This is a genomic window from Clostridium sp. CM041, from assembly GCF_055081035.1.
In genome coordinates, this window is the sequence record NZ_CM143648.1 from 3,571,120 (window position 1) to 3,596,341 (window position 25,222).

28 protein-coding genes are annotated in these 25,222 nt (G+C 31.5%); 25 read left to right on the top strand and 3 right to left on the bottom strand.

The features are described 5' to 3' along the window. Positions 1 to 85: 85 nt before the first annotated feature. The 20 genes from minC (at position 86) to ACWJJT_RS16940 (ending at position 16,319) form a co-directional block, all read left to right on the top strand. The gene (minC, locus tag ACWJJT_RS16845; RefSeq protein WP_462955530.1) at positions 86 to 718 is read left to right on the top strand and encodes a septum site-determining protein MinC; all 633 of its coding nucleotides are present in this window, start codon (positions 86 to 88) and stop codon (positions 716 to 718) included. A 14-nt stretch (positions 719 to 732) separates the two neighbouring features. Continuing rightward, on the top strand, positions 733 to 1,539 hold the full coding sequence (minD, locus tag ACWJJT_RS16850; RefSeq protein WP_462955531.1) for a septum site-determining protein MinD: 807 nt from the start codon (positions 733 to 735) through the stop codon (positions 1,537 to 1,539). 14 nt (positions 1,540 to 1,553) lie between these two features. Continuing rightward, positions 1,554 to 1,817: a cell division topological specificity factor MinE gene (minE, locus tag ACWJJT_RS16855; RefSeq protein WP_462955532.1), complete on the top strand. Its 264-nt coding sequence runs from the start codon at positions 1,554 to 1,556 to the stop codon at positions 1,815 to 1,817. Between the two features lie 98 nt (positions 1,818 to 1,915). Continuing rightward, positions 1,916 to 3,025: a rod shape-determining protein RodA gene (rodA, locus tag ACWJJT_RS16860; protein ID WP_462956808.1), complete on the top strand. Its 1,110-nt coding sequence runs from the start codon at positions 1,916 to 1,918 to the stop codon at positions 3,023 to 3,025. A 33-nt stretch (positions 3,026 to 3,058) separates the two neighbouring features. After that, the gene (locus ACWJJT_RS16865) at positions 3,059 to 3,430 is read left to right on the top strand and encodes a methylglyoxal synthase (RefSeq protein WP_165412883.1); all 372 of its coding nucleotides are present in this window, start codon (positions 3,059 to 3,061) and stop codon (positions 3,428 to 3,430) included. A 149-nt stretch (positions 3,431 to 3,579) separates the two neighbouring features. Continuing rightward, positions 3,580 to 3,966, top strand: coding sequence for a hypothetical protein (locus tag ACWJJT_RS16870; RefSeq protein ID WP_462955533.1), 387 nt, complete (start codon positions 3,580 to 3,582; stop codon positions 3,964 to 3,966). Between the two features lie 171 nt (positions 3,967 to 4,137). Next, entirely contained in the window at positions 4,138 to 4,998 is an 861-nt protein-coding gene (locus ACWJJT_RS16875; RefSeq protein WP_462955534.1) for a M50 family metallopeptidase, read from the top strand. A 173-nt stretch (positions 4,999 to 5,171) separates the two neighbouring features. After that, positions 5,172 to 7,019, top strand: a complete 1,848-nt coding sequence (locus ACWJJT_RS16880) for a TIGR03960 family B12-binding radical SAM protein (protein WP_462955535.1) — start codon at positions 5,172 to 5,174, stop codon at positions 7,017 to 7,019. Further along, positions 6,970 to 7,707 carry a TIGR03936 family radical SAM-associated protein gene (locus tag ACWJJT_RS16885; RefSeq protein WP_462955536.1) on the top strand — a complete coding sequence of 246 codons (738 nt, stop codon included), beginning with the start codon at positions 6,970 to 6,972 and terminating at the stop codon, positions 7,705 to 7,707. The genes ACWJJT_RS16880 and ACWJJT_RS16885 overlap by 50 nt, the downstream gene beginning before the upstream one ends. 20 nt (positions 7,708 to 7,727) lie before the next feature. Next, positions 7,728 to 9,170 (top strand): Rne/Rng family ribonuclease, encoded by a 1,443-nt coding sequence (locus ACWJJT_RS16890; protein WP_462955537.1) that lies wholly within the window; start codon positions 7,728 to 7,730, stop codon positions 9,168 to 9,170. A 136-nt stretch (positions 9,171 to 9,306) separates the two neighbouring features. Then, on the top strand, positions 9,307 to 9,618 hold the full coding sequence (rplU, locus tag ACWJJT_RS16895; RefSeq protein WP_165412889.1) for a 50S ribosomal protein L21: 312 nt from the start codon (positions 9,307 to 9,309) through the stop codon (positions 9,616 to 9,618). A gap of 2 nt (positions 9,619 to 9,620) precedes the next feature. Continuing rightward, on the top strand, positions 9,621 to 9,953 hold the full coding sequence (locus tag ACWJJT_RS16900; protein WP_462955538.1) for a ribosomal-processing cysteine protease Prp: 333 nt from the start codon (positions 9,621 to 9,623) through the stop codon (positions 9,951 to 9,953). Positions 9,954 to 9,957: 4 nt separating this feature from the next. Beyond that, positions 9,958 to 10,260 (top strand): 50S ribosomal protein L27, encoded by a 303-nt coding sequence (rpmA, locus tag ACWJJT_RS16905; RefSeq protein ID WP_165412891.1) that lies wholly within the window; start codon positions 9,958 to 9,960, stop codon positions 10,258 to 10,260. Positions 10,261 to 10,313: 53 nt separating this feature from the next. Beyond that, on the top strand, positions 10,314 to 10,895 hold the full coding sequence (locus tag ACWJJT_RS16910; protein ID WP_462955539.1) for a Spo0B domain-containing protein: 582 nt from the start codon (positions 10,314 to 10,316) through the stop codon (positions 10,893 to 10,895). Between the two features lie 42 nt (positions 10,896 to 10,937). Beyond that, a complete protein-coding gene (obgE, locus tag ACWJJT_RS16915; RefSeq protein WP_462955540.1) occupies positions 10,938 to 12,221 on the top strand; it encodes a GTPase ObgE in 1,284 nt (427 codons plus the stop codon). Between the two features lie 52 nt (positions 12,222 to 12,273). Next, positions 12,274 to 12,564, top strand: coding sequence for a YhbY family RNA-binding protein (locus ACWJJT_RS16920; protein ID WP_165412894.1), 291 nt, complete (start codon positions 12,274 to 12,276; stop codon positions 12,562 to 12,564). A gap of 98 nt (positions 12,565 to 12,662) precedes the next feature. Further along, the gene (nadD, locus tag ACWJJT_RS16925) at positions 12,663 to 13,262 is read left to right on the top strand and encodes a nicotinate-nucleotide adenylyltransferase (RefSeq protein WP_462955541.1); all 600 of its coding nucleotides are present in this window, start codon (positions 12,663 to 12,665) and stop codon (positions 13,260 to 13,262) included. A 10-nt stretch (positions 13,263 to 13,272) separates the two neighbouring features. Further along, positions 13,273 to 13,845: a bis(5'-nucleosyl)-tetraphosphatase (symmetrical) YqeK gene (yqeK, locus tag ACWJJT_RS16930; RefSeq protein WP_462955542.1), complete on the top strand. Its 573-nt coding sequence runs from the start codon at positions 13,273 to 13,275 to the stop codon at positions 13,843 to 13,845. A gap of 4 nt (positions 13,846 to 13,849) precedes the next feature. Continuing rightward, on the top strand, positions 13,850 to 15,124 hold the full coding sequence (locus ACWJJT_RS16935; RefSeq protein ID WP_462955543.1) for an LCP family protein: 1,275 nt from the start codon (positions 13,850 to 13,852) through the stop codon (positions 15,122 to 15,124). Positions 15,125 to 15,362: 238 nt separating this feature from the next. Further along, a complete protein-coding gene (locus ACWJJT_RS16940) occupies positions 15,363 to 16,319 on the top strand; it encodes an RluA family pseudouridine synthase (RefSeq protein WP_462955544.1) in 957 nt (318 codons plus the stop codon). A gap of 65 nt (positions 16,320 to 16,384) precedes the next feature. Here the strand turns inward: ACWJJT_RS16940 and ACWJJT_RS16945 are convergent, their stop codons facing one another. Further along, positions 16,385 to 17,635: a serine hydrolase gene (locus tag ACWJJT_RS16945; RefSeq protein ID WP_462955545.1), complete on the bottom strand. Its 1,251-nt coding sequence runs from the start codon at positions 17,633 to 17,635 to the stop codon at positions 16,385 to 16,387. A gap of 150 nt (positions 17,636 to 17,785) precedes the next feature. On the opposite strand from ACWJJT_RS16945, the gene ACWJJT_RS16950 reads away from it, so the two are divergent. Continuing rightward, positions 17,786 to 18,568: a helix-hairpin-helix domain-containing protein gene (locus ACWJJT_RS16950; protein ID WP_462955546.1), complete on the top strand. Its 783-nt coding sequence runs from the start codon at positions 17,786 to 17,788 to the stop codon at positions 18,566 to 18,568. Between the two features lie 376 nt (positions 18,569 to 18,944). Here the strand turns inward: ACWJJT_RS16950 and ACWJJT_RS16955 are convergent, their stop codons facing one another. Then, positions 18,945 to 19,205, bottom strand: a complete 261-nt coding sequence (locus ACWJJT_RS16955) for a hypothetical protein (RefSeq protein WP_462955547.1) — start codon at positions 19,203 to 19,205, stop codon at positions 18,945 to 18,947. Between the two features lie 311 nt (positions 19,206 to 19,516). Here ACWJJT_RS16955 and ACWJJT_RS16960 point away from each other — a divergent pair, with 311 nt between their 5' ends. The 4 genes from ACWJJT_RS16960 to ACWJJT_RS16975 all read left to right on the top strand — a co-directional run bounded on the left by ACWJJT_RS16960 (position 19,517) and on the right by ACWJJT_RS16975 (position 23,398). Continuing rightward, positions 19,517 to 19,849 (top strand): hypothetical protein, encoded by a 333-nt coding sequence (locus ACWJJT_RS16960; protein ID WP_462955548.1) that lies wholly within the window; start codon positions 19,517 to 19,519, stop codon positions 19,847 to 19,849. Beyond that, entirely contained in the window at positions 19,833 to 20,873 is a 1,041-nt protein-coding gene (locus ACWJJT_RS16965) for a V-type ATPase subunit (protein WP_462955549.1), read from the top strand. The genes ACWJJT_RS16960 and ACWJJT_RS16965 overlap by 17 nt, the downstream gene beginning before the upstream one ends. A gap of 38 nt (positions 20,874 to 20,911) precedes the next feature. Continuing rightward, positions 20,912 to 22,879 carry a V-type ATP synthase subunit I gene (locus ACWJJT_RS16970; RefSeq protein ID WP_462955550.1) on the top strand — a complete coding sequence of 656 codons (1,968 nt, stop codon included), beginning with the start codon at positions 20,912 to 20,914 and terminating at the stop codon, positions 22,877 to 22,879. 93 nt (positions 22,880 to 22,972) lie between these two features. After that, the gene (locus tag ACWJJT_RS16975; protein WP_462955551.1) at positions 22,973 to 23,398 is read left to right on the top strand and encodes an ATP synthase subunit C; all 426 of its coding nucleotides are present in this window, start codon (positions 22,973 to 22,975) and stop codon (positions 23,396 to 23,398) included. Positions 23,399 to 23,638: 240 nt separating this feature from the next. On the opposite strand, the gene ACWJJT_RS16980 is transcribed toward ACWJJT_RS16975, so the two are convergent. Further along, complete coding sequence (locus ACWJJT_RS16980) at positions 23,639 to 25,072, bottom strand: DDE-type integrase/transposase/recombinase (RefSeq protein ID WP_258280699.1); 1,434 nt, start codon at positions 25,070 to 25,072, stop codon at positions 23,639 to 23,641. Positions 25,073 to 25,222 lie beyond the last annotated feature (150 nt).

A 25,222-nucleotide genomic window follows, 5' to 3' on the forward strand; every position in this document is an offset into this window, starting at 1 on the left:
ATAATAGCTTAAGTTCAATTATGGAGAAAAACGATTATTTATTTAAAAGTTACGTACACCAGATGAGAACTAGGAGGTTAAAATTATGGTTACAGATAAAATAATCATTAAGGGAAATAAAGAGGGATTAAATGTAGTTATAAATATGAATCATTTCAATGATTTTGATGACATGTTAGAGTCTTTAATTAATAAGCTATCACAAGGGAGAAAATTTTATAAAGGTAGCACTTTGAAAATTACTACTGAACTTAAATACATAAATGAAAGGGAATGTATAAAATTAAAGGAAATATTATTTGATGAATTTTTAATTAGTGATTGTATTTTTCAGGAGCAGGAAGATTCCATAGGAAAAGTGTTTACTGGAATTTATGAGGGGAAAACTAAGTTTTTGAGGAAAACTATAAGGAGCGGACAAAGTATAAATTATCCTGGTAATATAGTTATAGTTGGTGATGTTAACCCGGGAGCTGAAATATATGCAGCAGGAAATATAATTGTTATTGGTACTTTAAGAGGGGTTGTACATGCGGGTACTAATGGTAATGAAAAAGCTATAATTGCGGCAGTTAAGTTGCAACCTCAAATACTTCAGATAGGAAACATAGTAACGAGGTCCCCTGAGGATGAAGTTAAGCCTCTATATCCAGAGGTGGCAAAAATTAAAAATGGCAATATCATTGTAGAACCGTATTTAGCAAATAAATATATATAATGGAGGTAATGCACATGGGAGAATCTATAGTTATAACTTCGGGTAAGGGTGGTGTAGGTAAGACAACTACCACAGCAAATATTGGAACAGCTATTGCATCTATGGACAAAAGAGTAGTAGTTATTGATGGAGATACAGGACTTCGAAACCTTGATGTATTAATGGGACTTGAGAATAGAGTAGTATTTACATTGGTAGATGTTATTGAAAAAAAATGCAGGTTAAAGCAAGCCCTAATAAAAGATAAAAGGTTTAACAATTTATATTTGTTACCAACAGCTCAAACAAGAGACAAGAATGACATTGATATAAAGGATATGCTTTTAGTAGTAAAGGAGTTAAAAGAAAACTTTGATTACGTTATTATAGACTGTCCTGCAGGTATTGAACAAGGATTTGAAAATGCTATAGTAGGAGCTGATAGAGCTATTATAGTGGTTAATCCTGAACTCACTTCAGTTAGGGATGCAGATAGGGTAATAGGGAAATTAGATTCTAAGGGTATAGATAGACATGAGGTTATAATAAACAGAATGAACTATGAAATGACGAAAAATGGAGATATGCTATCTGTAGATGATATTATAGAATGTTTGGCCATTAAATTAATAGGTGTTGTTCCAGATGATAGGAAGGTTACTATTTCAACTAACAAAGGGGAACCAATCGTACTTGATGAAAAATCTTTGGCGGGTCTAGCTTTTAAAAACATAGCAAGGCGAATAATGGGAGAGGAAGTATCATATGCTTCACTAGATGGATCATCATGTAGTGGGATAGGATTCTTTGCTTCTCTAAAAAGAATATTTAAAGGGATATAGGGGGTAGGGCATTAATGAATTTATTTAAAATGTTTTCTAATAAAATGTTTTCAAAGGATATTGCAAGTGATAGATTAAAGCTGATTTTAATACATGATAGAGCGGACTTTTCACCTAATTTTCTAGAAATGATTAAGTCCGACATACTAAAGGTAATTTCAAAATACGCCGAAATAGAAACTGGGGAAATTGAGGTTAGATTAACAACAACGGAAGAATATGAAGGGAATTCACCAGCATTAATTGCAAATATACCTATTAAAAAAATAAAGAGATAAGTTAGCAAAGGCTATGTATAATTAACAACTTATGCATAGCTTTTTTTTTTTAATATGATATAATCATATTTGAGATGGAGGTAGGCTAAACCATGAAAATTTTACAAAACCTAAGACTTAATAAAAAACTGTTAAGAGAATTGGATTATAGTGTAATTATAGTAGCAATTTCTATTGTGATTTTTGGATGCATAAATATTTATAGTGCTACAGTGAAGAATTATGGAACTAAGTTAGTTAAAATGCAAATTGTATGGTTAATAGTAAGTATTGCCGTGATGTATGTTCTTTTAGTCTTTGATTACATTTTAATAGAAAATTATGCCGTTATAATATATTGGGCAGGCGTTGCATTGTTAATATATGGTGATGTTTTTGGAACTGTTGTAAATGGTGCAAGATCTTGGATAAATATAGGCATAGGCACCCTGCAACCTTCAGAATTTGCTAAGATTGGCATGATAATAATGCTGGCTAAGAAATTAGATGAAATGGAAGGGCGAATTAATGATCCTAAGAATTTGTTGGAGTTAACATTTTATGTGGCAGTGCCAATGTTATTAATTATTATTCAACCGGATATGGGAATGACTATGGTAAGCTTTTTTATAGTACTAGGGATATTTTATTGTATAGGACTAAATTACAAAGTGATAATTGGAGGAATGACTTCAATTTTACTTATAGTTGTTGGTGTATGGAATTCTCCAATTATGAAAACTTATTGGAAAGGAAGGCTCACTTCATTCTTGCATCCTGAGCAATTTGCACAAGGGTATGGTCATCAGCTTATTCAAGCAAGACTTGCTATAGGCTCCGGAGGAATACTAGGAAGAGGTTTTGGAAAAGGAGTGCAGTTTAGTTCTGTTCCAGAAAATCAGACGGATTTTATTTTTGCCGTCTTAGCAGAAGAATGGGGACTTATTGGTGCATTATTATTATTATTATTATATGGACTACTTATATGCAGGTTAGTAAAAACTGCGAAAGAATCGAAAGATATTTTTGGAACTGTGTTGTGTGTGGGATTTATTTCAAATTTACTATTTTCAATAATGCAAAATATGGGAATGACAATGGGACTTATGCCTATTACAGGAATAACGCTACCATTTATGAGTTATGGTGGGAGCTCGCTTTTAACGACTTTTATATCATTAGGATTAGTGCTTAATGTAGGTATGAGAAGGAAAAAAATAAATTTTTGATTATATTCAAATAAGTTATGAGGGAGGATAGATATGAGAATAGCACTAGTAGCCCATGATAAAAAAAAGGCTGATATGATTGACTTTGCAACAAGGTACAAGGATGTTTTAGAAAAACATGATTTATACGGAACAGGGACAACAGGAAAATTAATAAGTGAACAAGTGGGACTTGATGTTACTAGGTTTTTATCAGGACCACTTGGCGGTGACCAGCAAATAGGTGCAAAGCTTGCACAAGAAGAATTGGATATGATAATTTTTTTAAGGGATCCACTAACGCCTCAACCTCATGAACCAGATATTTCAGCACTTCTTAGATTATGTGATGTGCATTGTGTTCCACTTGCCACAAATTTAGGTACAGCTGAAGTATTAATGAGAAGTTTAAAAAATCGTAAATAGAACAATATAATCGAGTAAGCACTGCATAGTTTGCAGTGCTTATTTTGTTTAAGATGATATAATATATACTTTTTTTTCTTATAATATGTAATATAAATGGTAGAAATTAAATATATATGAATAGTAAAAGATTGTTAGAGGGGGATAAAATGGGTAATTATAATATGCAGTACCAAAGCTATTATAATAATTTGGCAAAAAAGCATAGAAGCGCAAATAGGTTTCATAGTGAAAATAACAAACAAAGTGGAATGCCTAATTTTTATATAAAAAGATTAACCAGGGAATTGATTGGTGTACTAGTATTGTTTATTTTTGTATTATGCTTAAAAGTAGTAGTTACACCTAAAACTCAATATGTTTATAATTATTCTAAGCAAGCAATAAACAAAGAGTATGATTATGGTACATTAATAGATAAAGCGAAAGGCGTTAAATTTAAAGATGTAGAAGCTGTTACAGTGAATTTCATAGAGAAGGTTAAAAGCAAAATTTCAAGTGGGGATGGAATAAATAGTAAAGATATTAATTTTTGATGATTTAATGACAGTTCAGAAGGGAAGCCGGCCGCTTCTATAAGTAGGAGGTCCATACTATAGCAAAAAAGAAACTTTAGTGGGAATATAGATCTCCTTCTGAAGTCGTTAATATTGCAGCTCCGCAGGAGATGATTTAATGACAGTTCAGCAATTGCTTTGGGGGATTAATTGATAAGAATAAGTAAGTTATTTATACCGTATATTATTTTGTTAATAATATTAGGATTTAAAGGAGAGTTAGTAGTAGCTTTCGCTTTTGTATTCATCCATGAGATGATGCATTATTTAACTGCTAGAATTTTAGGATTTTCAGGCTTTGATATCGAAATTCTTCCTATAGGAGCCGTACTTAAGGTGAAAGATTTAGATGAAGCAAGTGCTAAAGAGGATTTAATAATTTCTTTATCGGGTCCTCTATTAAACTTATTATTAGCAGTTATTTTTTATATTTTATTTATATTATTCAATAGACCTTATTTGAATTTAATTTATAAAAGCAATTTAGCCTTAGGCATTTTTAATCTTATACCAGCCTTTCCACTGGACGGAGGAAGGGTACTTAGGGATATACTTAATATTAAAACTATATATAGAAGGGCAAATGAAATTTCTATTAGGGCTAGTATGATTATTGGAAGTATTTTCATGTTTATATATTTTGTAAGTGTAGTAGCAAATAAAAGCAACTTTAATTTAGGTTTAATTTCTATATTTATTTTAATATCTTCGATTAAAGAAAAGGAAAGGATAGTATATTTGATTATGGGTTATATTATTAGGAAGAAACATAGATTTATAAAGAGAGGATATGTAGAGAATAAAAGTATATCTGTTTTCTGTGAAAAAAATTTATTATCGGTACTAGGGATAATTGATAAGAATAAGTACAATTTGTTTACAATACTAGATGAAAATATGACATTGCTAGACACGGTGTATGAAGAAGAAATAGTTGAGGCAATAAAAGCCTACGGTAATATAAGCCTAAGTGAGTACATTGACATTAAGAAATTAAAAGATACTGTATAATAAGATATCTTAAAGTAAAACAAAGCCTATTAAAGGTTGGGTGTTTTACTTTAAGATATTTTTCATTTTGAGATTTAACGCTCGTGTGTTAAAATAAAATAATGTAATGTGTCTATGGCAGATACAAAGGATAACTATTATCTAGCCTAGAGAAAAAACGAGGAGTGATTTCTATGAATAAAATTTCAGATGATATCTTATTTAAGGTCGAAAAGCCTGCTAGATACATAGGTGGAGAACTTAATTGTTGTTATAAAGATTTAGAAAAAATTGATATAAGATTTGCTTTTTGCTTTCCTGACGTGTATGAAGTGGGAATGTCACATTTAGGTAGTAGAATACTTTATCATGTATTAAATGAAAGAAGTGACACTTATTGCGAAAGAGCGTTTGCTCCTTGGCCAGATATGGAAAAACAAATGAGAGAAAATAATATTTCTCTGTATGCTCTTGAGAGCAAAGATTCTTTAAGGGAATTTGACATTTTAGGGTTTACTCTGCAATATGAGATGAGCTACACTAATATACTCAACATGCTAGATATGTCGGGTGTTACTATAAGAGCTTCAGAGAGAGGTGAAGATGAACCTATAGTTATGGCTGGGGGCCCATGTGCTTATAATCCTGAACCACTGCACGATATAGTGGATTTCTTTGAGATTGGCGAAGGCGAAGAAATAATGAATGATGTGTTAGATATTTACAAAAAGTACAAAGGTCGTAAAAAAGAATTCCTAAGAGAAATATCTAAGATAAGAGGAATATATGTGCCTTCATTATATGAGGTGTCCTATAATGAAGATAACACTATCAAGGAATTTAAGCCTAAATATGATGATGTTCCTAAAAGCGTTAAGAAAAGATTCGTAACAGATCTTAATGAAGTTGCTTTTCCAGATAAAATCGTAGTTCCGTATACTGAAATAGTACATGATAGGGTAATACTCGAGACATTTAGGGGATGCACTAATGGATGTAGATTTTGCCAAGCGGGCATGATATATAGACCAGTTAGAGAAAAGAGTACAGCGAGCATTATCGATGCTGCAGATAAATTATTAAAGAGCACAGGGTATAGAGAAATATCTTTAAGTTCTTTAAGTATATGTGATTATTCAGATATACGAAACCTTATAACGACGCTAATTGAAAAACATAAGGAAGACCACGTGAGTGTATCTCTACCTTCAATTAGGATAAATTCTTTCTCTGTAGATTTAATTAAGGAAATACAAAAGGTTAAAAAAACTGGTATAACTTTTGCACCAGAAGCTGGAACCCAAAGAATGCGCGACATTATAAATAAGGGAGTTACAGAGGAACAGATATTAGAAGCTGCCAGCAGCGTTTTTGCTTCAGGGTGGTCAACTATAAAGCTTTATTTCATGGTTGGGCTTCCGTATGAAACTATGGATGATGTACAAGGCATTGCAGAGCTTTCGGATAAAGTTGTAGCAGAATACTTTAAAATCCCTAAGGAAACACGAAAAAGAGGATTAAGGGTTACTTCAAGTTCCGCTATATTTGTACCAAAACCATTTACTCCATTCCAATGGGCGCCCCAAGCAACAATGGATGAGGTAGCTTTAAAAATAAAAGCAGTTAAGTATGCTATAACAAGCAAGGCAGTTATTTATAATTATCATGAATCTGTAGTTTCGTATCTAGAAGCGGTAATTGCTAGAGGAGACAGAAGAATTTGTGATGTTATAATTAAGGCATTTGAAAAGGGTGCAAAATTTGATGGTTGGTCTGAGTATTTTAATTTTGAAATATGGAAAGAAGCAATGGATGAATGTGGCGTTTTAGGAGAATTTTATGCTTATCGCGAAAGAAGTTATGATGAAATACTTCCTTGGGATTTCATAGATATTGGTGTTAATAAAGAGTATCTAATACTGGAAAATGAAAAAGCAAAAAATGTAGAATTAACTCAAAATTGCATGTTAGGCTGCACGGAATGCGGCGTTAATGTTAATTTTAAAGAAGGGACGTGTTTCAACGGTGCGTTATTTAATTAAGTATACTAAAGGCAGTGAAATTAAATTTGTTGCTCATTTAGATTTAATGAGAACCCTCCAAAAAATTATTAAGAGGTCAGTTCTTCCAATAGAATATTCAAAAGGCTTTAATCCTCACATGGCAATATCTATTGCACAACCATTGTCTGTAGGGGTACATTCTAAGGGGGAATACATGGATGTAGTGTTAAACAGCGAGTTAGAAGAAAAATATATTATGGATAAAATGAATGAAAATACGCCACGTGGAATTGAAATTTTAGATGTGGTAAAAGTTATTCCAGTTGAGGGAAAAAAGAAAGCTCAAGCTATGGCAATTATTGATGCTGCTAAATATACTCTTAAACTAAGTTGCACAAGTGGAGAGGGTGCACTAAAAACATTGCAGAGTATTTGTAGCGCAGGCGAATGGAACATCGTTAAGATGAGTAAAAGTGGAGAAAAAATGATTAATATGAAACCATTAGTGCATAAATTTGAATATGAAGTAGATAGCTCAGTAATTTGTATTTCAGCACTTATTGCTTGTGGAAGTCGCGCTAATTTATCAGCTCGGTTATTAGCAGACTATATGAAGGAAAATATAGAGTCTATTAATAAAGAAGCTTTTGTTGATATAGAGCGGGAAGAAATGTATGCATATAAAGATGATAAATTAGTCACTCTTAGCGAGCTTTTCAAAAATTAGTAAAATAGGAGTGGATTAAAGTGAAAGAAATATATATTGAAAGGCAAGAAGAATTTTTAAGAATAGCTATAAAGGAAAATAACAAATTAAAGGAATGCTTCATAGAAGAAGAGGATAGTGGCCCTATTCCAGGAGAAATATATCAGGGAGTCGTAAAAAATATTGTTCCAGCAATTAAATGTGCTTTTATAGATATTGGGAAGGGCAAAGACTGCTATATGTATCTTGATGAAAAGTTTAAGAATACCAAGATAAAAAAAGGCGATGAGATTATAGTTGAAGTCTTAAAAGAAGAGATCGATAAAAAGGGAGCTAAAGTTACTAGTGCTTTCGGAATTGCAGGTATTTATTGCGTGGTTGTAAATATTAATAAAGACATAAGCTTTTCTAAAAAAATAAATAATAGAACTTTTGAAACTATGGTGGCAAATCAACTTAATAAGCCAGAGGATATAGGGGTAATGATTAGGACCAATGCCTTTGATGTAGACATTGACACTCTAAATGATGAAGTTCGTGAATTGTATGAAATATATAAGGTTGTTATAAACCGAGCGAAGTATTCAAGAAATCCTACTTTGCTATTTAGTGATGCTGGAGCTTTAAACAGAACCCTACGTGATATTTTAGATAAAAACACTTTTAAAATAGTATTGAATAATGAAAGTGATTTTCAGTATACGAAGAAATTTACAGAAAAACGATCGGACATCAATGTAAAAGTTGAATTTCATAGTGAAAGCAGAATGTTACTGGATTATTATGGAATAGAAAAAGAAATACTCAGTCTTCGCAATCATAGGATTCCACTAAAATGTGGAGGAAATATTGTAATTGATAAAACTGAGGCAATGTATGTAATTGATATTAATTCCGGGAAGAATACAAAGAGTCGATCACTTCGAAAAACTGCACAAAGCACCAATCTTGAGGCGGCGACAGAAATTGCAAGACAAATTAGACTTCGTAACCTAAGCGGAATCATTATAATAGATTTTATTGATATTGAGGATTTAGAAGTGAGAAAAAGTATATTAGACGTTTTAGAAGCAGGATTTGCGGATGATAAAAACAAGACTGTAATTTATCCATTTACTGAGCTGAATTTGGTTCAAATTGCAAGAAGGAGGCGCGGAAAGTCTATATACGAGTTTATTGAGGAACCTTGCAAGCAATGCGGTGGAAAAAGTAGCAGGGTTAAGCTAGCCTATATTCAGTTTTTGATTAAAAATGAAATTTTTAAGATACATAAGGAACAGGGCATTAAAGACATATATATTGAAATTGATGAAATTTACAAAAAGGATATTATGGAGGATGTTTTAGAATTTGCACGTCAAATAGGAGCGTTAGATAATAAAATTTATGTGAATTTTATTCCCCATTTAGAAAAATTCAAAGTAGAATCGCTAATTTTCGCAAATCAAATAAGAAATTTGCAAACACATAAGATATATGGGTAAATATACTTTACAAACATTTGAATATATGTTAGAATGTCATTTGTAGACCGCACACGTAAGGTTATAAACATACTTGCTTATTTTACATAAAGGTATGTACCTGGGATGGCGAGACTGGATCAAGGAGGTGTATTTTATGTACGCAGTTTTAGTTACTGGTGGAAAGCAATATAGAGTTCAAGAAGGAGACGTTTTATTCGTTGAAAAATTGGATGCTGAAGTTGAAACAACCATTGAATTAAATGAAATTCTTGCAGTAGGCAAGGAAGAAGGCTTAATAGTTGGAAAACCTGTAGTAGAAGGAGCTAAAGTTGTTGCTAAAGTATTAGCACAAGGAAAAGCTAAGAAAATTATAGTTTTCAAATTTAAGAGAAAGTTAGATTACAGAAAGAAACAAGGACACAGACAAGCATATACTAAAATTCAAATCGAGAAGATAGAAGCTTAGTTATGGTTAAAGTTGAATTTGTTCGAAGAAAAGGTGAAATAGTTTCTTTTAAAATAAAAGGTCATGCTCAGCCTAAAGAAGCAGAATTAGATGTAGATTTAATTTGTGCTGCTATTTCAGCAATTTCTCAAACTACAGTTATTGGTATTGAGAAAGTTCTAAAAATTAAGGTGAAGTATGATATAGAGGATGGATTTTTAAATTTAGATTTAAAAGATCAAACCCTAAAAGATATCGAAAGATGTCAAGTTTTACTTGAAACAATGATACTTGGACTTAAAAGTATAGAAATTACTTATGGTGAATATATAAAAGTAGAAACAGAGGAGGTGTAGTACAATGTTAGTTATGAACCTTCAGTTATTTGCTCATAAAAAAGGAGTAGGTAGCTCAAGAAACGGTAGAGATAGTGAATCTAAGAGACTTGGGACTAAACGTGCAGATGGACAATTTGTTCTTTCAGGCAATATTTTAGTAAGACAAAGAGGAACAAAAATCCATCCAGGAAACAATGTTGGAATAGGTGGAGATGACACTCTTTTTGCTAAAATTGATGGAGTTGTAAAATTCGAAAGAATGGGCAAAATGAAGAAAAAAGCAAGTGTTTATCCTGTTGATGTAGAAACGTGTATTGCTGAATAATTTAAGGCACCCTTAAAGGGTGCTTTTTTAAAATTCTCTTTTGGAGGATAGTAATGAGTGATTTAGAAAGTTTTATAAACTTAATTAGAAAACAAAGACATGATTTTATGAATGATCTGCAAGTTATATCTGGATATTTGCAAATGAGGCGACCGGAAGATGCTTTGAAATACATAGATAGGTTATCCAAGGAAAATGAAATTATCAGTGAAATTTATAGATTACAAGATAATGGATTTTCACTATGCCTTGAGAATAATATTAAAAAACTATGGCAAAATGAAATAAAAGTAGAAATAAACATCGAAATTAGCAATTTTAAAAATAAAATTTTTGAAATTGGATATAATAAAAAAAGCGATTTGCTTAACACTATATTTATGGAACTAGAAGTTACTAATCAGAAATTTGTATATATTTATATATTTGAAGATGAATTAGGTGAAAGCTTACTGATTACTAATAATGAAGCTATGTCTGACGAAATGAGTTGGATGGATGAATGGCAACAAATAGAAACAGAAATAGATGATTTAAGAATTTATAAATGTGTTTTTGATAATAATATAGCTTATAGATTAATATTCAGTACCATAAGTGATGTTATCACCTGCGGCGCTGGGCTAATAAATTAAAATTAAACAAAATAGAAAATGAGCTAAGGTAAGGTGAAATATATGTTTATTGATACAGCCAGGATTTTTGTTAAATCAGGAAATGGTGGCAGTGGAGCCGTTTCGTTTAGAACAGAGAAATATATACCACTGGGTGGACCAGATGGTGGAGACGGTGGAGACGGTGGAGACGTAATATTAGTAGTTGATCCTAGTATGACTACCCTATTAGATTTTTCATATGCAAGAAAATTCGTAGCAAAAAATGGAGTAAACGGTTCTGGTTCTAAGTGTTATGGAAAAGCTGGAGAGGATCTGTATGTTAAAGTTCCAATGGGGACTATTGTGCGTGACATGGAAACAGAAAAAATAATGTATGATTTAGCTCATGATGGTGATAGTTATAGAGTTTGCAAAGCTGGACAAGGCGGAAAAGGTAATGTTAAATTTTGTACACCTACAAGGCAAGCGCCAAACTTTGCTGAACCAGGAATGCCAGGAGAAGAAAGATGGATTAAACTTGAACTTAAGAGCTTAGCTGATGTTGGATTATTAGGTTTTCCAAATGTAGGCAAGTCAACATTGCTTTCAGTAGTATCAAAAGCAAGACCTAAAATTGCTAATTATCACTTTACAACTTTAAAACCGAATTTAGGAGTAGTAAGTGTTAAGGGTGCACAAAATTTTGTTATTGCTGATATACCAGGAATAATTGAAGGTGCAGCTGAAGGAGTAGGTCTTGGAATAGGTTTTTTAAGACATATTGAAAGAACTAGAATGCTTATTCATGTGGTTGACATTTCAGGAATTGAAGGTAGAGATGCTGTAGAAGACTTTGTAAAAATAAATGAAGAACTTAGAAAATATAGCGTTAAGTTATGGGATAGGCCTCAAATAATAGCCGCTAATAAGAGTGATTTGCTGTTTGATGATGAAGTATTTGAAAACTTTAAGAAGAAATTAAATGAACTGGGATATGATGATAGTAAAATATTTAAAATATCTGCAGCTACAAATCAAGGTGTTGATGCACTTATGAAAGAAGCAGCTAGAATGTTAACTACTATCCCAGTTACGGAATTAGTAATAAATGATGAAGATAAATTCATAATAGAAGAAAAGAGATTCACCTACACTGTTGAGGTTGATGAAGAAGGCACTTTTGTTGTTGAAGGAAGTTTTGTTGAAAGATTGTTAAGTGCTGTTAATATAAATGAACCGGATTCGCTTAAATATTTCCACAAAGTGTTAAAGAATAAGGGAGTATTTGACGCATTAGTTGCAAAAGGAATTCAAGACGGTGATTTAGTAAGACTACAAAAGTTTGAATTTGAATTCTTATTATAAAAGATAATGAGCGATAATTCTTATCTTATAAGAATGTAACTAGGAGGATATTATGATTACAAGTAAACAAAGAAGTTATTTAAGAACTCTTGCAAATCCATTACAACCTGTATTTCAGGTTGGAAAAGCTGGAATAGAAGAAAATTTTTTAAAACAGATAGAAGACATATTAGAATCTAGAGAGCTTGTTAAAATTAAAATTTTAAATAATAGTGGAATAACTGCTAGAGAAGCTTCAGATATAATTTGCACGGCTATAAATGCTGAAGGAATACAAAGTATTGGTAGTAAATGTGTATTGTACAAAAGGTCATTAAAAAAGCCTAAAATTGAATTACCATAAAAGCATGTAATTTTACATGCTTTTTCCTTTATATAAATTAGAAAATGTGTTATTATTTTACAGAAGGTACCTTATTATAATATAAAGAAGGTGTTACAGTGAAAAAGGCTATTTTTGGAGGAACCTTTGATCCAATTCACATAGGACATGTTCATATTGCCTATGAAGCATTATACAATTTACATTTAGACAGTATTTTATTTATGCCAGCAGGAAACCCACCGAATAAAATTAATAAAAAAATTACAGATGCTCAAATTAGATATGATTTAGTTAAAAAGGCAATAGAGCACGAAAGCCACTTTGAAATAAGCGATTATGAGATTAATAAAAAAGATAATAGCTATACTTATGAAACACTTGAACTTTTTAGTGAATCACAAACTAATATAGAGTGGTATTTTTTAATTGGTGGAGACAGCCTAATGGATTTAGATAATTGGAAAAATGTAGATAGGATACTCAATAGTTGTAAGTTGGTGGTTTACGGTAGAGCAGGATTTACAGTGGAAGAACTGTTAAAGCAGAAAAATCATGTAGAACAAAAGTTCAATGGTAAAGTGATTTTTCTCAATATGCCAATTATAGACATATCTTCAACGAACATTAGAGGTGGTATAAAAAAAGGTAGAAATGTTGACTACCTTCTTCCTAAGGGTGTAGAGGTAATTATTGATAAGCTTCAGTTATATAAATAGGGGGATTTAAATGTGGAATGAGAAAGAAATGCTCCATTATTTGAAATTAAGTTTAAAAGAAAGTAGATTAAGACATAGTTTAAACGTTAGTGAAACAGCAGTAACGCTAGCGGTTATTTATGGAGAAAATGTAGAAAAAGCACGGATTGCAGGCTTAATACATGATTGTGTTAAGAATAAGACTGATGAGGAGCTTATAAAACTGGCTATAGAACATAAAATACAATTAGATGAAATATACCTAAAGAACCCACCAATTTTGCACGGGTTAGTTGGAAGTATACTAGCTAAAGAAGTAATGGGGATTTACGACGAGGATATTTTAAATGCTATTCGTTATCACACTACTGGTAGAAAAAGCATGAGCCTTTTAGAGAAAATAATTTATATTGCAGATTATATTGAGCCATTAAGAAAATTTGATGGAGTAGAAGAACTAAGAAGCTTAAGTAATATTGATTTAGATGCAGCAGTAATAAAATCTTTTGACAATACTATAAAATATGTTATAGGTCAAAAGGGATTATTGCATACGGATACAATAGAAGCAAGAAATTATTTATTAAGTAAATATAGTAGGTGAGAGTATGAGTGATAATAAAAAAAAGAGAAAAATAGTGAATTATAAAAGATTTGCAATTGTTATTAGTACTTTAGTGGTGACAGTGCTTGTGTTAATTTTCGGTTATCTTTATTTCTACTTAAATAGCTTTAATAATAGTGCATTAGATTTATCCAAAAAAGGATTAGCATCGGAATTAAACAAGGATAATATAGAAAATATTAAGAAAGATGGAAAGACTTGCAATATACTGGTTATGGGCGTAGATGTGGGTACTCCAGGTGCTACAAATGCTGACGACCCAAAGAGGACAGACACAATGATATTAGCACACTATAATGCAAATGATAAAAAAGTTAATTTGGTTTCTATCCCCAGAGATACTTTAGTTAAGATAAATGGTAAAAATCAAAAAATTAATGCTGCCCATGCTATTGGTGGTGTGGATTATGCAGTTGCTGCTGTACAAAAGTTATTAGGTGTTCAAATTGACTACTATGGCAAAATTGACTATAAAGGATTTGATAAACTAATTGATGCTATTGGTGGAGTAAATATTGACATAACAAGGAAAATGGATTATAAAGATCCTGATCAAGATTTAATCATTTATTTTGAAAAGGGAACGAATGTTCATTTGGATGGTAAAAAAGCTGAGGAATTTTTTAGGTGGAGAAAAAATTCTGATGGTAGTGGTTTTGAAAATGGTGACTTAGGAAGAATAGAAAATCAGCATATGTTTATTTCTAAAGTTATGAAGAAAGTAAAAAGTCCTATTACAGTAATTAAGATTCCAAGTATTTTATCAGCAATAAAAAGTTCTGTAGAAACTAATATGGATGCTAATGATATACTTAAATATGGATACATATTTGCAACCATTGGTAGTGATAAGCTCTCCATGGATACCATTAAGGGCGACTTAAAGAGTGTACATGGTGTATCATATGTAGTATATAATGAAGCTCAAAATAAAGATATTATATCAAAATTAGAGGGTAACCAGGTGCAGAATATTGATAAGTCAAAGGTTAAAATAAAGGTGATTAATGGGACCAAAACACCGGGACTCGCTAGTGACTTTTCAACATATCTTGTAGAAAACGGCTATAATAAACCGGTAACAGGAAATGGTCAGGCTACTAGTAAAACTAAAATTTTAGTGTATAATGGTAATGAAGACATCAAAAATGATTTAGAAAAAGATTTTAAAATAGACAATATTGAATTTTTATCCTCCAGTGATGAAAAATTCGATATAATAGTTTTCTTAGGTAAAGATCATAAATTAATGCATTAATCATCTTCTTGAAGCTGAAATCATCTTCTTGAAGCTGAAATCATCTTCTTGAAGCTGAAATCATCTTCAAAGAAAATTTCAGCCACCAAGGAGATGATTTAACTTACCGATACTATATAATTATGAGGGGAAGAAAAAATGGGAAAATATATTATTAGCACAAAATTAGCGGCTAGAGATTGCGTTCAGGTAGGAAAGTTTCTTAAGGATGCAATAGTTGAAATAGAAGTAATTGCTATTGAGTAATGATAAATTAACATATGTAGTTGGAGCAAATATCGTTGACGTAAAGGTAAGAGATTATTTAAAGTACACAGAAAATTTATCTGGCAGATTTATAAAAAGTTCAGGGCTTAGTGGGAAAATAAGGGTAAACGATCAAATAGCTAAGTTGAATCTTAGAATAAATTCAGAGGATAAAATAGAAATTGATATGAAAAAAGACGAACATCAAAATATTGAGCCTGAGAAGATGGATATAGACGTGGTATATGATGATATAGACCTTATTGTTGTAAATAAGAGCCCGGGGATAGTAGTTCACCCAACTCGGGGTTATCCCAGTGGTACTCTTGCCAATGGAGTTTTGTATTATTTTAAGGAAAGAGATGAAAAATGCATTGTTAGACTAGTAAGTAGATTAGACAGGGATACTTCAGGTCTTATAATAATTGCAAAAAATCAATTTTCACATATGGCATTAGCTAGAGATATGCATAGCAGCGATTTACAGGTAAGAGATATGCAGGAAAGCGACATGCATAGCAAAACTTTCGAGAAGAGTTATATGGCTGTTGTACATGGCAATATGGAAAATAAGACAGGTACTATTGATTTGCCTATTGGAAATCCCGATGAAGAAAGTGCAAGGAGAGAAGTTTGGGCAGATGGACAAAGAAGTATAACTCATTATGAAGTTATTGATTCTTTTAAAAATGGTGATTTGTTAAAAGTAACTTTGGAAACGGGTAGAACACATCAAATTCGTGTTCATTTAAGTCATATAGGTCATCCGCTTTATGGAGATAGTCTGTATGGAGAGTGCGAAAGTCATTATATTGATAGACAGGCACTTCACGCTTATAAATTAATTATTCCGCATCCAAGAACTGGAGAGAAGCTTACACTTAAGTCAAAACTTCCAGATGATATAGCGAATTTGGTAAGTAAACTTAAAACTGAAAGTGACATATAAAAAAGCACCAAGTATAAACTAGATTAATAGTTTATACTTGGTGCTTTTTTATATGTTATGTTTTACTATTTAAAATGTCTGGGGATATACTTTATTATGTTTCTCCTTTTTTCTATTTTCCTTTTTTTTGATATTATAACAAATAATAATAGTGCTAAGGCAAGTGCAAGATATTTTAGTGCATTTTTTGTGTTTGTTGAGAGTGAAGGGGTTTGAACGTTGTTTTTAGCGTAATCTATTCCACTAGCCAAATCTAAAGCATAAGAATCTTTACCATAGGTGATTGTAGCATTACTTATTAGAACACCTTTCTTAATTGGCGAAAGGTCTATTTTCTTTTCCGTAGTTTTAATAGTTGGAGTTAAAGTTCGATTTTTAGATTTAACAATATAAAGATCAGTTGAAGCAAGTAGCGGAACCTTTGTACCGTCATCTAAAGTTAAATTTGATACTTTATCATTCTTATTAAATTGTTTAGAGAGTTCAAAATTATCAAAGCCATAATCCAATAATTTTTTACTGTCTGGAAAAAATGTCTTTTCAGAGTCATGTACAAGAGATACTATAAGCTTTTGACCATTTCTACTAGCTACGGCAATAAAGGAATGCTGTGATTGGATAGTATATCCTGTTTTTCCACCTTCACAACTCTTATAATAGTTTTCGTCACCAGTATGTATTAGTCTATTACCATTCCAAAGAGGACGCTTTTCCTTGGACTTATTGGTTGCTGCCATAATATATGAAGGAGTTGTTGATATTTTTGTGTATTCATTATGCTTAGTTAGTTCCTGCATAATTAAGGCTAAATCGTAGGATGAAGTTTTATGATTAACATTATATAGTCCATTGGGATTGACAAAATTAGTATTTTTGCAACCTAAAGAATCAGCCCTTTCATTCATAAGCTTTGCAAATTTTCCTGTGGAACCACTTATATGCTCTGCTAAGGCCACAGCACAGTCATTAGCAGAGGCTAATGTCAATCCGTATAACAATTCTTTTACAGAAATTTTTTCGTCTTTAATGAGATATATTTTTGAACCATCAGTCATCTCTGCATTTTTACTTACTGTTACGACATCGTTTAAATTGGAGTTTTCTAAGACAAGAAGTATAGTCATTATCTTAGTGGTGGAAGCTGGTGGGTAAGCGGAATCTTTATTTTTCTCATAAAGTAGTTTACCGGTAGTGGCATCCATTAAAACCACACTATCAGCAGACACCACTGGCGGTTTTAATAGTGCTTTAACTGTTGGGGCCGTATTAAAAAATAAAAAAAATGATGTAAGTGCTATTGTGATTAATTTTTTCATAGGTTACCTCCAAGTTTTTCAACATTTATAGTATATCAAAAAAAATCTTTCTTAGCGATAGTATTTACGCAAACTTGTCAATAATTTTATATAGGATGGCAAAATAATTAGCAAGTGTTCTGTGCCCTAGGAGGTTAACGAGGAGGAATTATGAAAAATAAAGAGAAAATAATTGGTTCTATAGTTATTTTATGCATAAGCATTGCATTTATAATTGCTGGCTACAAATTTTCAAGTCCAAAAGAAAATGTTAATGCTTCGGATTATAAAGATATATTTGTAGAAACTGATAAAACTTCAGAAAAAAAAGATACAGCGGGCGTTATTGTAGCTGGATCAAATAAAGTAGAAGGTAGTAATACAAAAGTAGAAGGTAGTAATGCAAAAGTAGAAGGTAGTAATGCAAAAGTAGAAGGTAGTAAGGCAAAAGTAGAAGGTAGTAATGCAAAAGTAGAAGATAGTAATATAAAAGTGGATATAAAAGGTGCTGTAAAAGATCCTGGTGTTTATGATATAAAAAAAGGAAGTAGAGTTGCCGATCTTATAAAATTAGCAGGTGGGGGAACTAGTGATGCAGACCTTGATGCGACAAATCTTTCTGCAAAACTAAATGATGAAGATTGTATTGTGATTTGTAAAAAGGGTGAGGTAAACAAAACACAAACGCCTCTGAATACTACGCTAAAGAGCAATTCTAACGATTCTGCGATTTCAAACTCGGGTAGCACTGAAAAGGGCGCTATTATTAACATAAACACTGCTAGCAAAGAAGAACTAAAGACTCTTACAGGAATAGGGGATGCTAAAGCTGATGTTATAATTGAATATAGGCAGCAAAATGGAGGATTTAAGTCTGTAGAAGAGATAACAAAAGTGGGAGGTATTGGAGAAAAGACCTTAAGTAAATTTATAGATAAGATTGACATAAAGTAATTAAATCATCTCCTGGGTCGCTGAAATGTCGTTAAACCAATAAAGTTTATATGTAATATTTGTATATTTAAAAGAATTTAGGATACAATATAAAAATGAACGAGGAAAATTTAAAGTATGGAGTGTAGGATTAAACAATTCGACAAAATTATGCATATTGCTATTGAATATATCGGTGAAATATGCTAAAATGAATAACATACATGGGGGTAGGTGATAGTGTGCCTGCCAAGTTAAAACTATGTTGTAGTGCTAATACAACGAACGAATCCAATTTACACATATTTCATAATTAAATAGACATATTGCGGCTTAGATACATAGTTTTATGCTATCTGAGCCGCTTTTTATATTGTATTTCATAAAAAAAAAGAGTTTATAACTCTTTTTTTAAATTCTCTTCAATAAATTCTATTCCAGTAAGTTCAATTTTATAATTTCCTCTAACCGCTTGTTTAGTTATAAGCTTTTTTTTCATTAAAGATTCAAGAGAAGATTTCAAGACCCTAATATCACCTTTACCATTACCTAGATTAAGTGCAAGTTTTATTTTTGCAATGCTTTGTGGGGATGCGGTTCTATTTTCATACAGATAGTTTAATATGCTATCTTCAATTTCTTTTATGTTATCTTTCATAAATATCCTCCTTCATTACGTATTTAGCCATAATATATAAGTATACTACATACATTAGGTAATATAAAGAAAAATTATTTAAGAAACCGTCATGGTTTTTATGTAGGGGGCAAGAGATAAACATAGGCAGCGTTAGCTTTGTATGGTATATATTGTAATAAGGCTCAAATCCCTTATCAAATGCTTATATTATGCCCAAAATCGCTTTCGACATTATGCATTAAGGGTAATATAATGAGAATATAGTCTTCATTCCAAATTATGTAAAAATGTAAAGACAAGTATTATTTATAAATATTGGGGGTGATGTTTTGGAATTTATAACTAACAAAATAATGAGTATAGACAAAGATGCTGAAAGCTATAGGAAGGGCATTGATGAAATGTTAAAAGTAAAACAAGATGAATTTGAAAATATAATAAAGGATATGAAGGTTAGCTTTCAAGAAGAATCTAAAAACATTAAGAATACTATAAGTAATGAAAAGATGATGGAGGCGGAGTTTAAAGCTGAAATCATAAGAAAAGAAAAAGAAAAAGTATTAAAAAATATTAGTAAAAAATATCAAAACAATAAATTTAAAATAGTAGATGAAGTATTTAACGCTATTATAGGAGTGGGAATATATGGGGAGTGTTGTTAAGTTTAGTGCTATTAATTCTAAAGTAAAGGCAATGATGGGAAAGATGATAAGCGGAGATCAATATTTGAAATTACTAAAGTGTAAAGATTTTAAAAGTACTGTTAAAGTATTAAAAGAGGATACGAGCTATGGGGAGCTTTTAGGAGAATACAACTTAGAGAAAATACATAGGGGTAATTTAGAGATTATTTTAAATAGATACTATACAAGTATTTATAGCAAATTTATAAATTATTTTGATGGTGAATACAGGAAGCTTATAAAAGTTTTTTTTGTAAGATGGGAAGTAGAAGATTTAAAAATAATTATTAGAGGCAAATATTTAGGCCTACGTTGCGACGAAATAGAAAACAAGCTAATTGCAAGAAGTTCTTTAAATACAATAAATTATGATTATTTAATATCCTTAAAAAATACAGAAGAGGTAATAGATGGACTAAAAGGGAGCATATATTATAAAAGTCTAAAAAATTTAGCTAGGGGCATCAGTGAAAAAGGTTTGTTTAGGATTGAAACAGAACTTGATTTTGTTTATTTTATGTCTGTACGACGCGAACTCAAGCATTTGGACAATGAGAATAAAGAAGTGGTACTCAGTATATTAGGATTGGAAGCAGACCTTTTAAATTTAGGATGGATATATAGAGGAAAGACTTTTTACAATATACCTTCTGAGGAACTGTTTAATTATACCATATATAATGGGTATAAACTTTCAAAGGAAAATATTAGAAAGCTTTGTTATATAAATAATATGGAGGAATTTTACAATATAATAGAAAAAACACCATATGCAAAGATATATGAAAAGGATGATTTTAATTCCATTGAAAAACGACAACGTGAATTTCAAAAAAAATACTTCAAAAAAAATCTTAGAGAAAATAAAACAAATATTAGCATGGCTATGAGTTATCTTGCGTTTTATAAGATTGAAATAAAAGATATTATATCTATAGTAGAACAAAGAAGATACGATATGGATATGAATGAAGGTATAAATTATGTTTCTGTCACATTATAAATGATTATCTACCCCAGAAAAAAGCAGGAGGTGATTTTGTGTCTATAGAAAAAATGCATATGGTTAATTTAGTAGGTGAAATGTCTGATTTTGATAAATTAACTAAATTATTAGCACTAGAAGGTTGCATGCAGCCAGTAAGTGCATTGCAAGAAATAAACTCGTCAGATTTTGTATTAAAAACTTCTGAAGGCAACATAGAGGCTTTAATGGATGTAAACTATATAAGACCTTACTTATATGATAAAGAATATAATATAAGTTTAAAACATGTTGAAAAACTTGCAAAGGCTCAAAATACTGTTGGTATAAATTGCGATTATATTAAAGAGATGATTTTTGATCTTGATACCATAGAGAATAAGCTAGCGGAAGTATATGATAAATATATGGTTTTAAACAAAGAATTTGAGGATTTAAAACAAAAGGAGCAATACCTTAAAAACACCTATGAGGCCTTAGGATTTTTAAATGATGTATCTATTCCTATGGAAGAGATTACTGCTATGAAAAATTTCCAAATGGATTTATATAAAGTGCCAGAGCAAAACATGGTTAAACTAAAAGCCAATTATGAAAATATTCCATCAGTAATAGAAACTGTCTATAAGGAAAAAGATTTCGTTACATTTATAGCATTTACTCCAATGCTTTTGCTAACAGAAACGGAAAGAATTTTTAAATCGGCAAATTGCGAAAAAATTCTAGTGCCTAATCATTACATAGGCATTCCAAGGGACGTGGCAGTGGTTGTTCGTGCGGAAATATATCAAGTACAAGAATCTACAACGAAAATTAAAATGGAACTTAGTGATTTCCTAAAGGAAAATTATAAAACTATAAAAAATATAGAAAATAGTTATGAATTGGAGCAAAAGTCTGGAGAAATTAAAAAGAACGCGGCGTGCACAAATGAATTTTTTTATCTTTCTGGTTGGATACCTAAAAGTTTTATGGAGAGCATTGATAAGTTACTTTTGAGTTTTGATGATAGAATATTGATTATTAAAAAAGATCCAAATGAAAGAACTAATAAAGCTATAACTCCACCAACAATGCTTATAAACAATAAATTGTTTAAACCATTTGAAAGTTTGCTTTTCATGTATGGTGTTCCTAGCTATGAAGAAATCGATCCTACTAGGTTTTTGGCAATAACTTATACTCTAATGTTTGGTGCTATGTTTGGAGATGCAGGACAAGGACTAGTATTGCTTTTAGCAGGAGTTATGCTGAAAAATAAGCCAGGGAGAAGTAATATAGGCGGGCTTTTTGAAACCCTGGGGGTAAGTTCTATAATATTTGGGTTCCTATATGGGAGTGTATTTGGTTCTGAGAGAGTAATTAATGCATTGCTAATTAGACCGATGGAAGATATTAACGATATGTTAATTGGAGCTATAATATTTGGATGTGGTTTTTTAATTTTAGGCTTTATATTAGGGATTACTAATAGTTTAAGAAGAAAAGATATAGAACGGGGACTTTTTGGAAAAGAAGGACTAGCAGGTTTTATGTTCTATATTGGAGCTTTAATACTAATAGTATCTATAATCTATAAAAAGCCATTATTACCAAAAGCTATTTGGATAATATATTTTCTTTTCTTTTTATTACTGATATTACTAAAGGAGCCGCTTGCAAATATTATTAAAGGTAAAAAAATATTATTTGAATCTGGAACTAAGGATTATTTTATAGAATCAGGTTTTGAGGTAATAGAAACATTGTTATCCATGTTTTCTAATACACTTTCATTCATAAGAGTAGGTGCATTTGCATTAAATCATGTGGGCTTGTTTGTTGCATTTTCTGCTATGGCTTCAATGACTAAAAGTGGATTTGCTTCAGTGATAATACTAATAATTGGGAATGTAATAATTATATGCCTTGAAGGGTTAATTGTATTTATACAAGGGTTAAGACTTGAGTATTATGAATTATTCAGTAAGTATTATGAAGGGGCAGGGATTGCTTTTGAACCTGTGCAGATTGAACTTAAGTAACATATATATAAACATGTATTCTGTGTAAAAAGTTAATGGAAGTTATGAACATGAAAGTTAGTGCACTAGATATTAGAAGGAGGAATAACAATTATGACTATTTTATTAATGTTAACATTTTGTGTTGTTATAGTTACTATTACGTATGGAGTCATTTCTCAAAGTAAAATAGATGTTTTGGGGAGGAAAAAGGTAAAAAAAGCACTGAAAATAAATTTAGGTGTATTTATACCAGTTATGATGGGAGCTTTGATCGTGAATATTCCAAGCGTAGCACGCGCAGCGGGAACAGTTGCAGTGAACCCGGCTGCTGGACTTGGGTATTTAGCAGCTGGGCTTTCCACAGGACTTGCAACTATTGGCGCAGGCTATGCTGTAGGGGCAGTTGGTTCTTCAGCATTAGGTGCGGTATCAGAAGATCCCAAGATACTAGGAAAAACTCTTATCTTTGTTGGTCTTGGAGAAGGTATTGCTATATACGGACTTATTATATCAATAATGATACTTTCGAAATTATAATTTTGATAGTGTTAACTAATCTATGAAAAAACAAGATTAAAAATTTTGGAATTTAAATTGCACCTTGAAAAGTGAAAATATACCTTAAAGGAATGAAATATTAGTTTTGTCTTCATCAAAACCTTGTAATTTTTTTGGTAAATAAAAAAAGTCAGCAAAAATATACCTAATCAGATTGTTCCTTTTTTACGGAACCCTGCCGGGTAAGAAAATTCAAACTATATTAAAAGGTAAATTCACTTATACAACCTGTTTTTCTATTATAAGTTGCTGTGAAAGTTCGATTAACTTTTGCCATTTTGCTGGCATAGTAGAAATCTTTTCAAGTTCAGGGATTGAGTTCAATGGTCCCCAATAAGCGTAGCTATGTGGGCGGAGAAAGTTGTAATATGCTACAAACAACGCCAAGTGCGTGTTGGAACCTTCTTCACTACCAAAGCCATTTGTAACCCTATAGGAAAATTTAAATGTTCTGTTGAGACGCTCTATTATTTGTTTAAGCCAACGATATTCGGTTGAAATAGGATCAGAGTTAGTAAGACCAATTACTTGGATTACATCGAAGTCCATGCCGTTAAGTTTAAACTGTTGCTCAGCAAGCTTATATGCAGTATAGCCATCAGCAACGAATTTAAGTGACTTGCCGGGAAACTCTTTGAACTTATCGAAAGCCATACGCATAGTCAAAATGCAAGGGCCAGTATCACGGCTAAAAGACGCTTGGTATCCTAAAATTGATTTCTTGATAGCGTCCATAACAAGCCAAACATATTGATGGACTCCTTTGACTTTAGTATAAGTTTCATCAGCAGCGAGGTAATCAGTAGGCTTATAGTCATAATTATCGACAAAGGGTTTAACTAAAGCGGCAGCTGTGACGGCGTATCTGCTAACCATGACATGAGATATTTTAACTCCATGTATTTCCCAAAGAGCAAGCGCCGTACGGCGTGTAGATAATCCTAAATTAATGTTATATGTTAGACATAGGCCCATTACATGAGACGAAAAATTTCTGAAATTTAGGCTAGTAGCACCTTTTGGCATAGAAGATAAATCTACATCAAAATAATTCGTTGTAAACTCACGATAAATGTAATGCAGTTTAAATCTGTGCTTATCTTTCTTGTATTCTTTAATATCTTCAAGAGAAAGCCTTGAAAGAGAATTCAGGTAATAATTACATTTTTTATTAACACATTTATGGATATAAAAGTTTTTACGGTCCTTCTTCTTACTTAAAGAGTGTCCACAAAATGGGCAAAGGAAGCTCTCAGTTTTAAAATTAACCTTATTTTTGTTGAAATGCAGATCACAAACTTTGCACCAAAGCTGCCCACGGCCTCCAGCGTTATCGTAGATATAGATGTGCGGAGCGCCACATTGAGGGCAGATGGTCTCTGGGGATACTGGATATTTACCACGAGAATTGACAGGTTTTTTATCCTTACCATGAGAGGTTTTATACTCATCTAATAGTTGATTATAATTAAGCTTTTCAAAAGTTTTGATAGTAGGCAATTTGTCTACAGTAAGTTTTTTATATTTAGGACTTGTCATATCGTATTTTGGAACTTTTAGCGGTATATTTTTAGCAATAAAAATAAGTAATTGTTTAATTTGAGAAAGTAATACTTGATTATAGGTAACTAACATTGATATAATTGTACTCACAATGACACCTTCCTTTTGGTATTTTGTTGAGTTCAGATACAACAATTATATCAAATAGAGGGGGCATTGTTTTTTTATTTTAAAAACAACTTAAATCCTTGCAAATTCAAGGATTTATATAAAAAAAGTAAAGATAGTGTTTACACTATC

Excerpts from the sequence above, each read along its gene's own strand:
- ACWJJT_RS16950 (WP_462955546.1), top strand. The coding sequence starts at position 17,786 with ATGAAAAATAAAGAGAAAATAATTGGTTCTATAGTTATTTTATGCATA.
- obgE (WP_462955540.1), top strand. The coding sequence starts at position 10,938 with ATGTTTATTGATACAGCCAGGATTTTTGTTAAATCAGGAAATGGTGGC.
- ACWJJT_RS16945 (WP_462955545.1), bottom strand. The coding sequence starts at position 17,635 with ATGAAAAAATTAATCACAATAGCACTTACATCATTTTTTTTATTTTTT.
- ACWJJT_RS16975 (WP_462955551.1), top strand. The coding sequence starts at position 22,973 with ATGACTATTTTATTAATGTTAACATTTTGTGTTGTTATAGTTACTATT.
- ACWJJT_RS16935 (WP_462955543.1), top strand. The coding sequence starts at position 13,850 with ATGAGTGATAATAAAAAAAAGAGAAAAATAGTGAATTATAAAAGATTT.
- ACWJJT_RS16865 (WP_165412883.1), top strand. The coding sequence starts at position 3,059 with ATGAGAATAGCACTAGTAGCCCATGATAAAAAAAAGGCTGATATGATT.
- ACWJJT_RS16870 (WP_462955533.1), top strand. The coding sequence starts at position 3,580 with ATGGGTAATTATAATATGCAGTACCAAAGCTATTATAATAATTTGGCA.
- ACWJJT_RS16920 (WP_165412894.1), top strand. The coding sequence starts at position 12,274 with ATGATTACAAGTAAACAAAGAAGTTATTTAAGAACTCTTGCAAATCCA.
- ACWJJT_RS16910 (WP_462955539.1), top strand. The coding sequence starts at position 10,314 with ATGAGTGATTTAGAAAGTTTTATAAACTTAATTAGAAAACAAAGACAT.
- rpmA (WP_165412891.1), top strand. The coding sequence starts at position 9,958 with ATGTTAGTTATGAACCTTCAGTTATTTGCTCATAAAAAAGGAGTAGGT.
- ACWJJT_RS16880 (WP_462955535.1), top strand. The coding sequence starts at position 5,172 with ATGAATAAAATTTCAGATGATATCTTATTTAAGGTCGAAAAGCCTGCT.
- minC (WP_462955530.1), top strand. The coding sequence starts at position 86 with ATGGTTACAGATAAAATAATCATTAAGGGAAATAAAGAGGGATTAAAT.
- minD (WP_462955531.1), top strand. The coding sequence starts at position 733 with ATGGGAGAATCTATAGTTATAACTTCGGGTAAGGGTGGTGTAGGTAAG.
- yqeK (WP_462955542.1), top strand. The coding sequence starts at position 13,273 with ATGTGGAATGAGAAAGAAATGCTCCATTATTTGAAATTAAGTTTAAAA.
- ACWJJT_RS16885 (WP_462955536.1), top strand. The coding sequence starts at position 6,970 with ATGTTAATTTTAAAGAAGGGACGTGTTTCAACGGTGCGTTATTTAATT.
- rplU (WP_165412889.1), top strand. The coding sequence starts at position 9,307 with ATGTACGCAGTTTTAGTTACTGGTGGAAAGCAATATAGAGTTCAAGAA.
- ACWJJT_RS16955 (WP_462955547.1), bottom strand. The coding sequence starts at position 19,205 with ATGAAAGATAACATAAAAGAAATTGAAGATAGCATATTAAACTATCTG.
- minE (WP_462955532.1), top strand. The coding sequence starts at position 1,554 with ATGAATTTATTTAAAATGTTTTCTAATAAAATGTTTTCAAAGGATATT.
- ACWJJT_RS16965 (WP_462955549.1), top strand. The coding sequence starts at position 19,833 with ATGGGGAGTGTTGTTAAGTTTAGTGCTATTAATTCTAAAGTAAAGGCA.
- ACWJJT_RS16900 (WP_462955538.1), top strand. The coding sequence starts at position 9,621 with ATGGTTAAAGTTGAATTTGTTCGAAGAAAAGGTGAAATAGTTTCTTTT.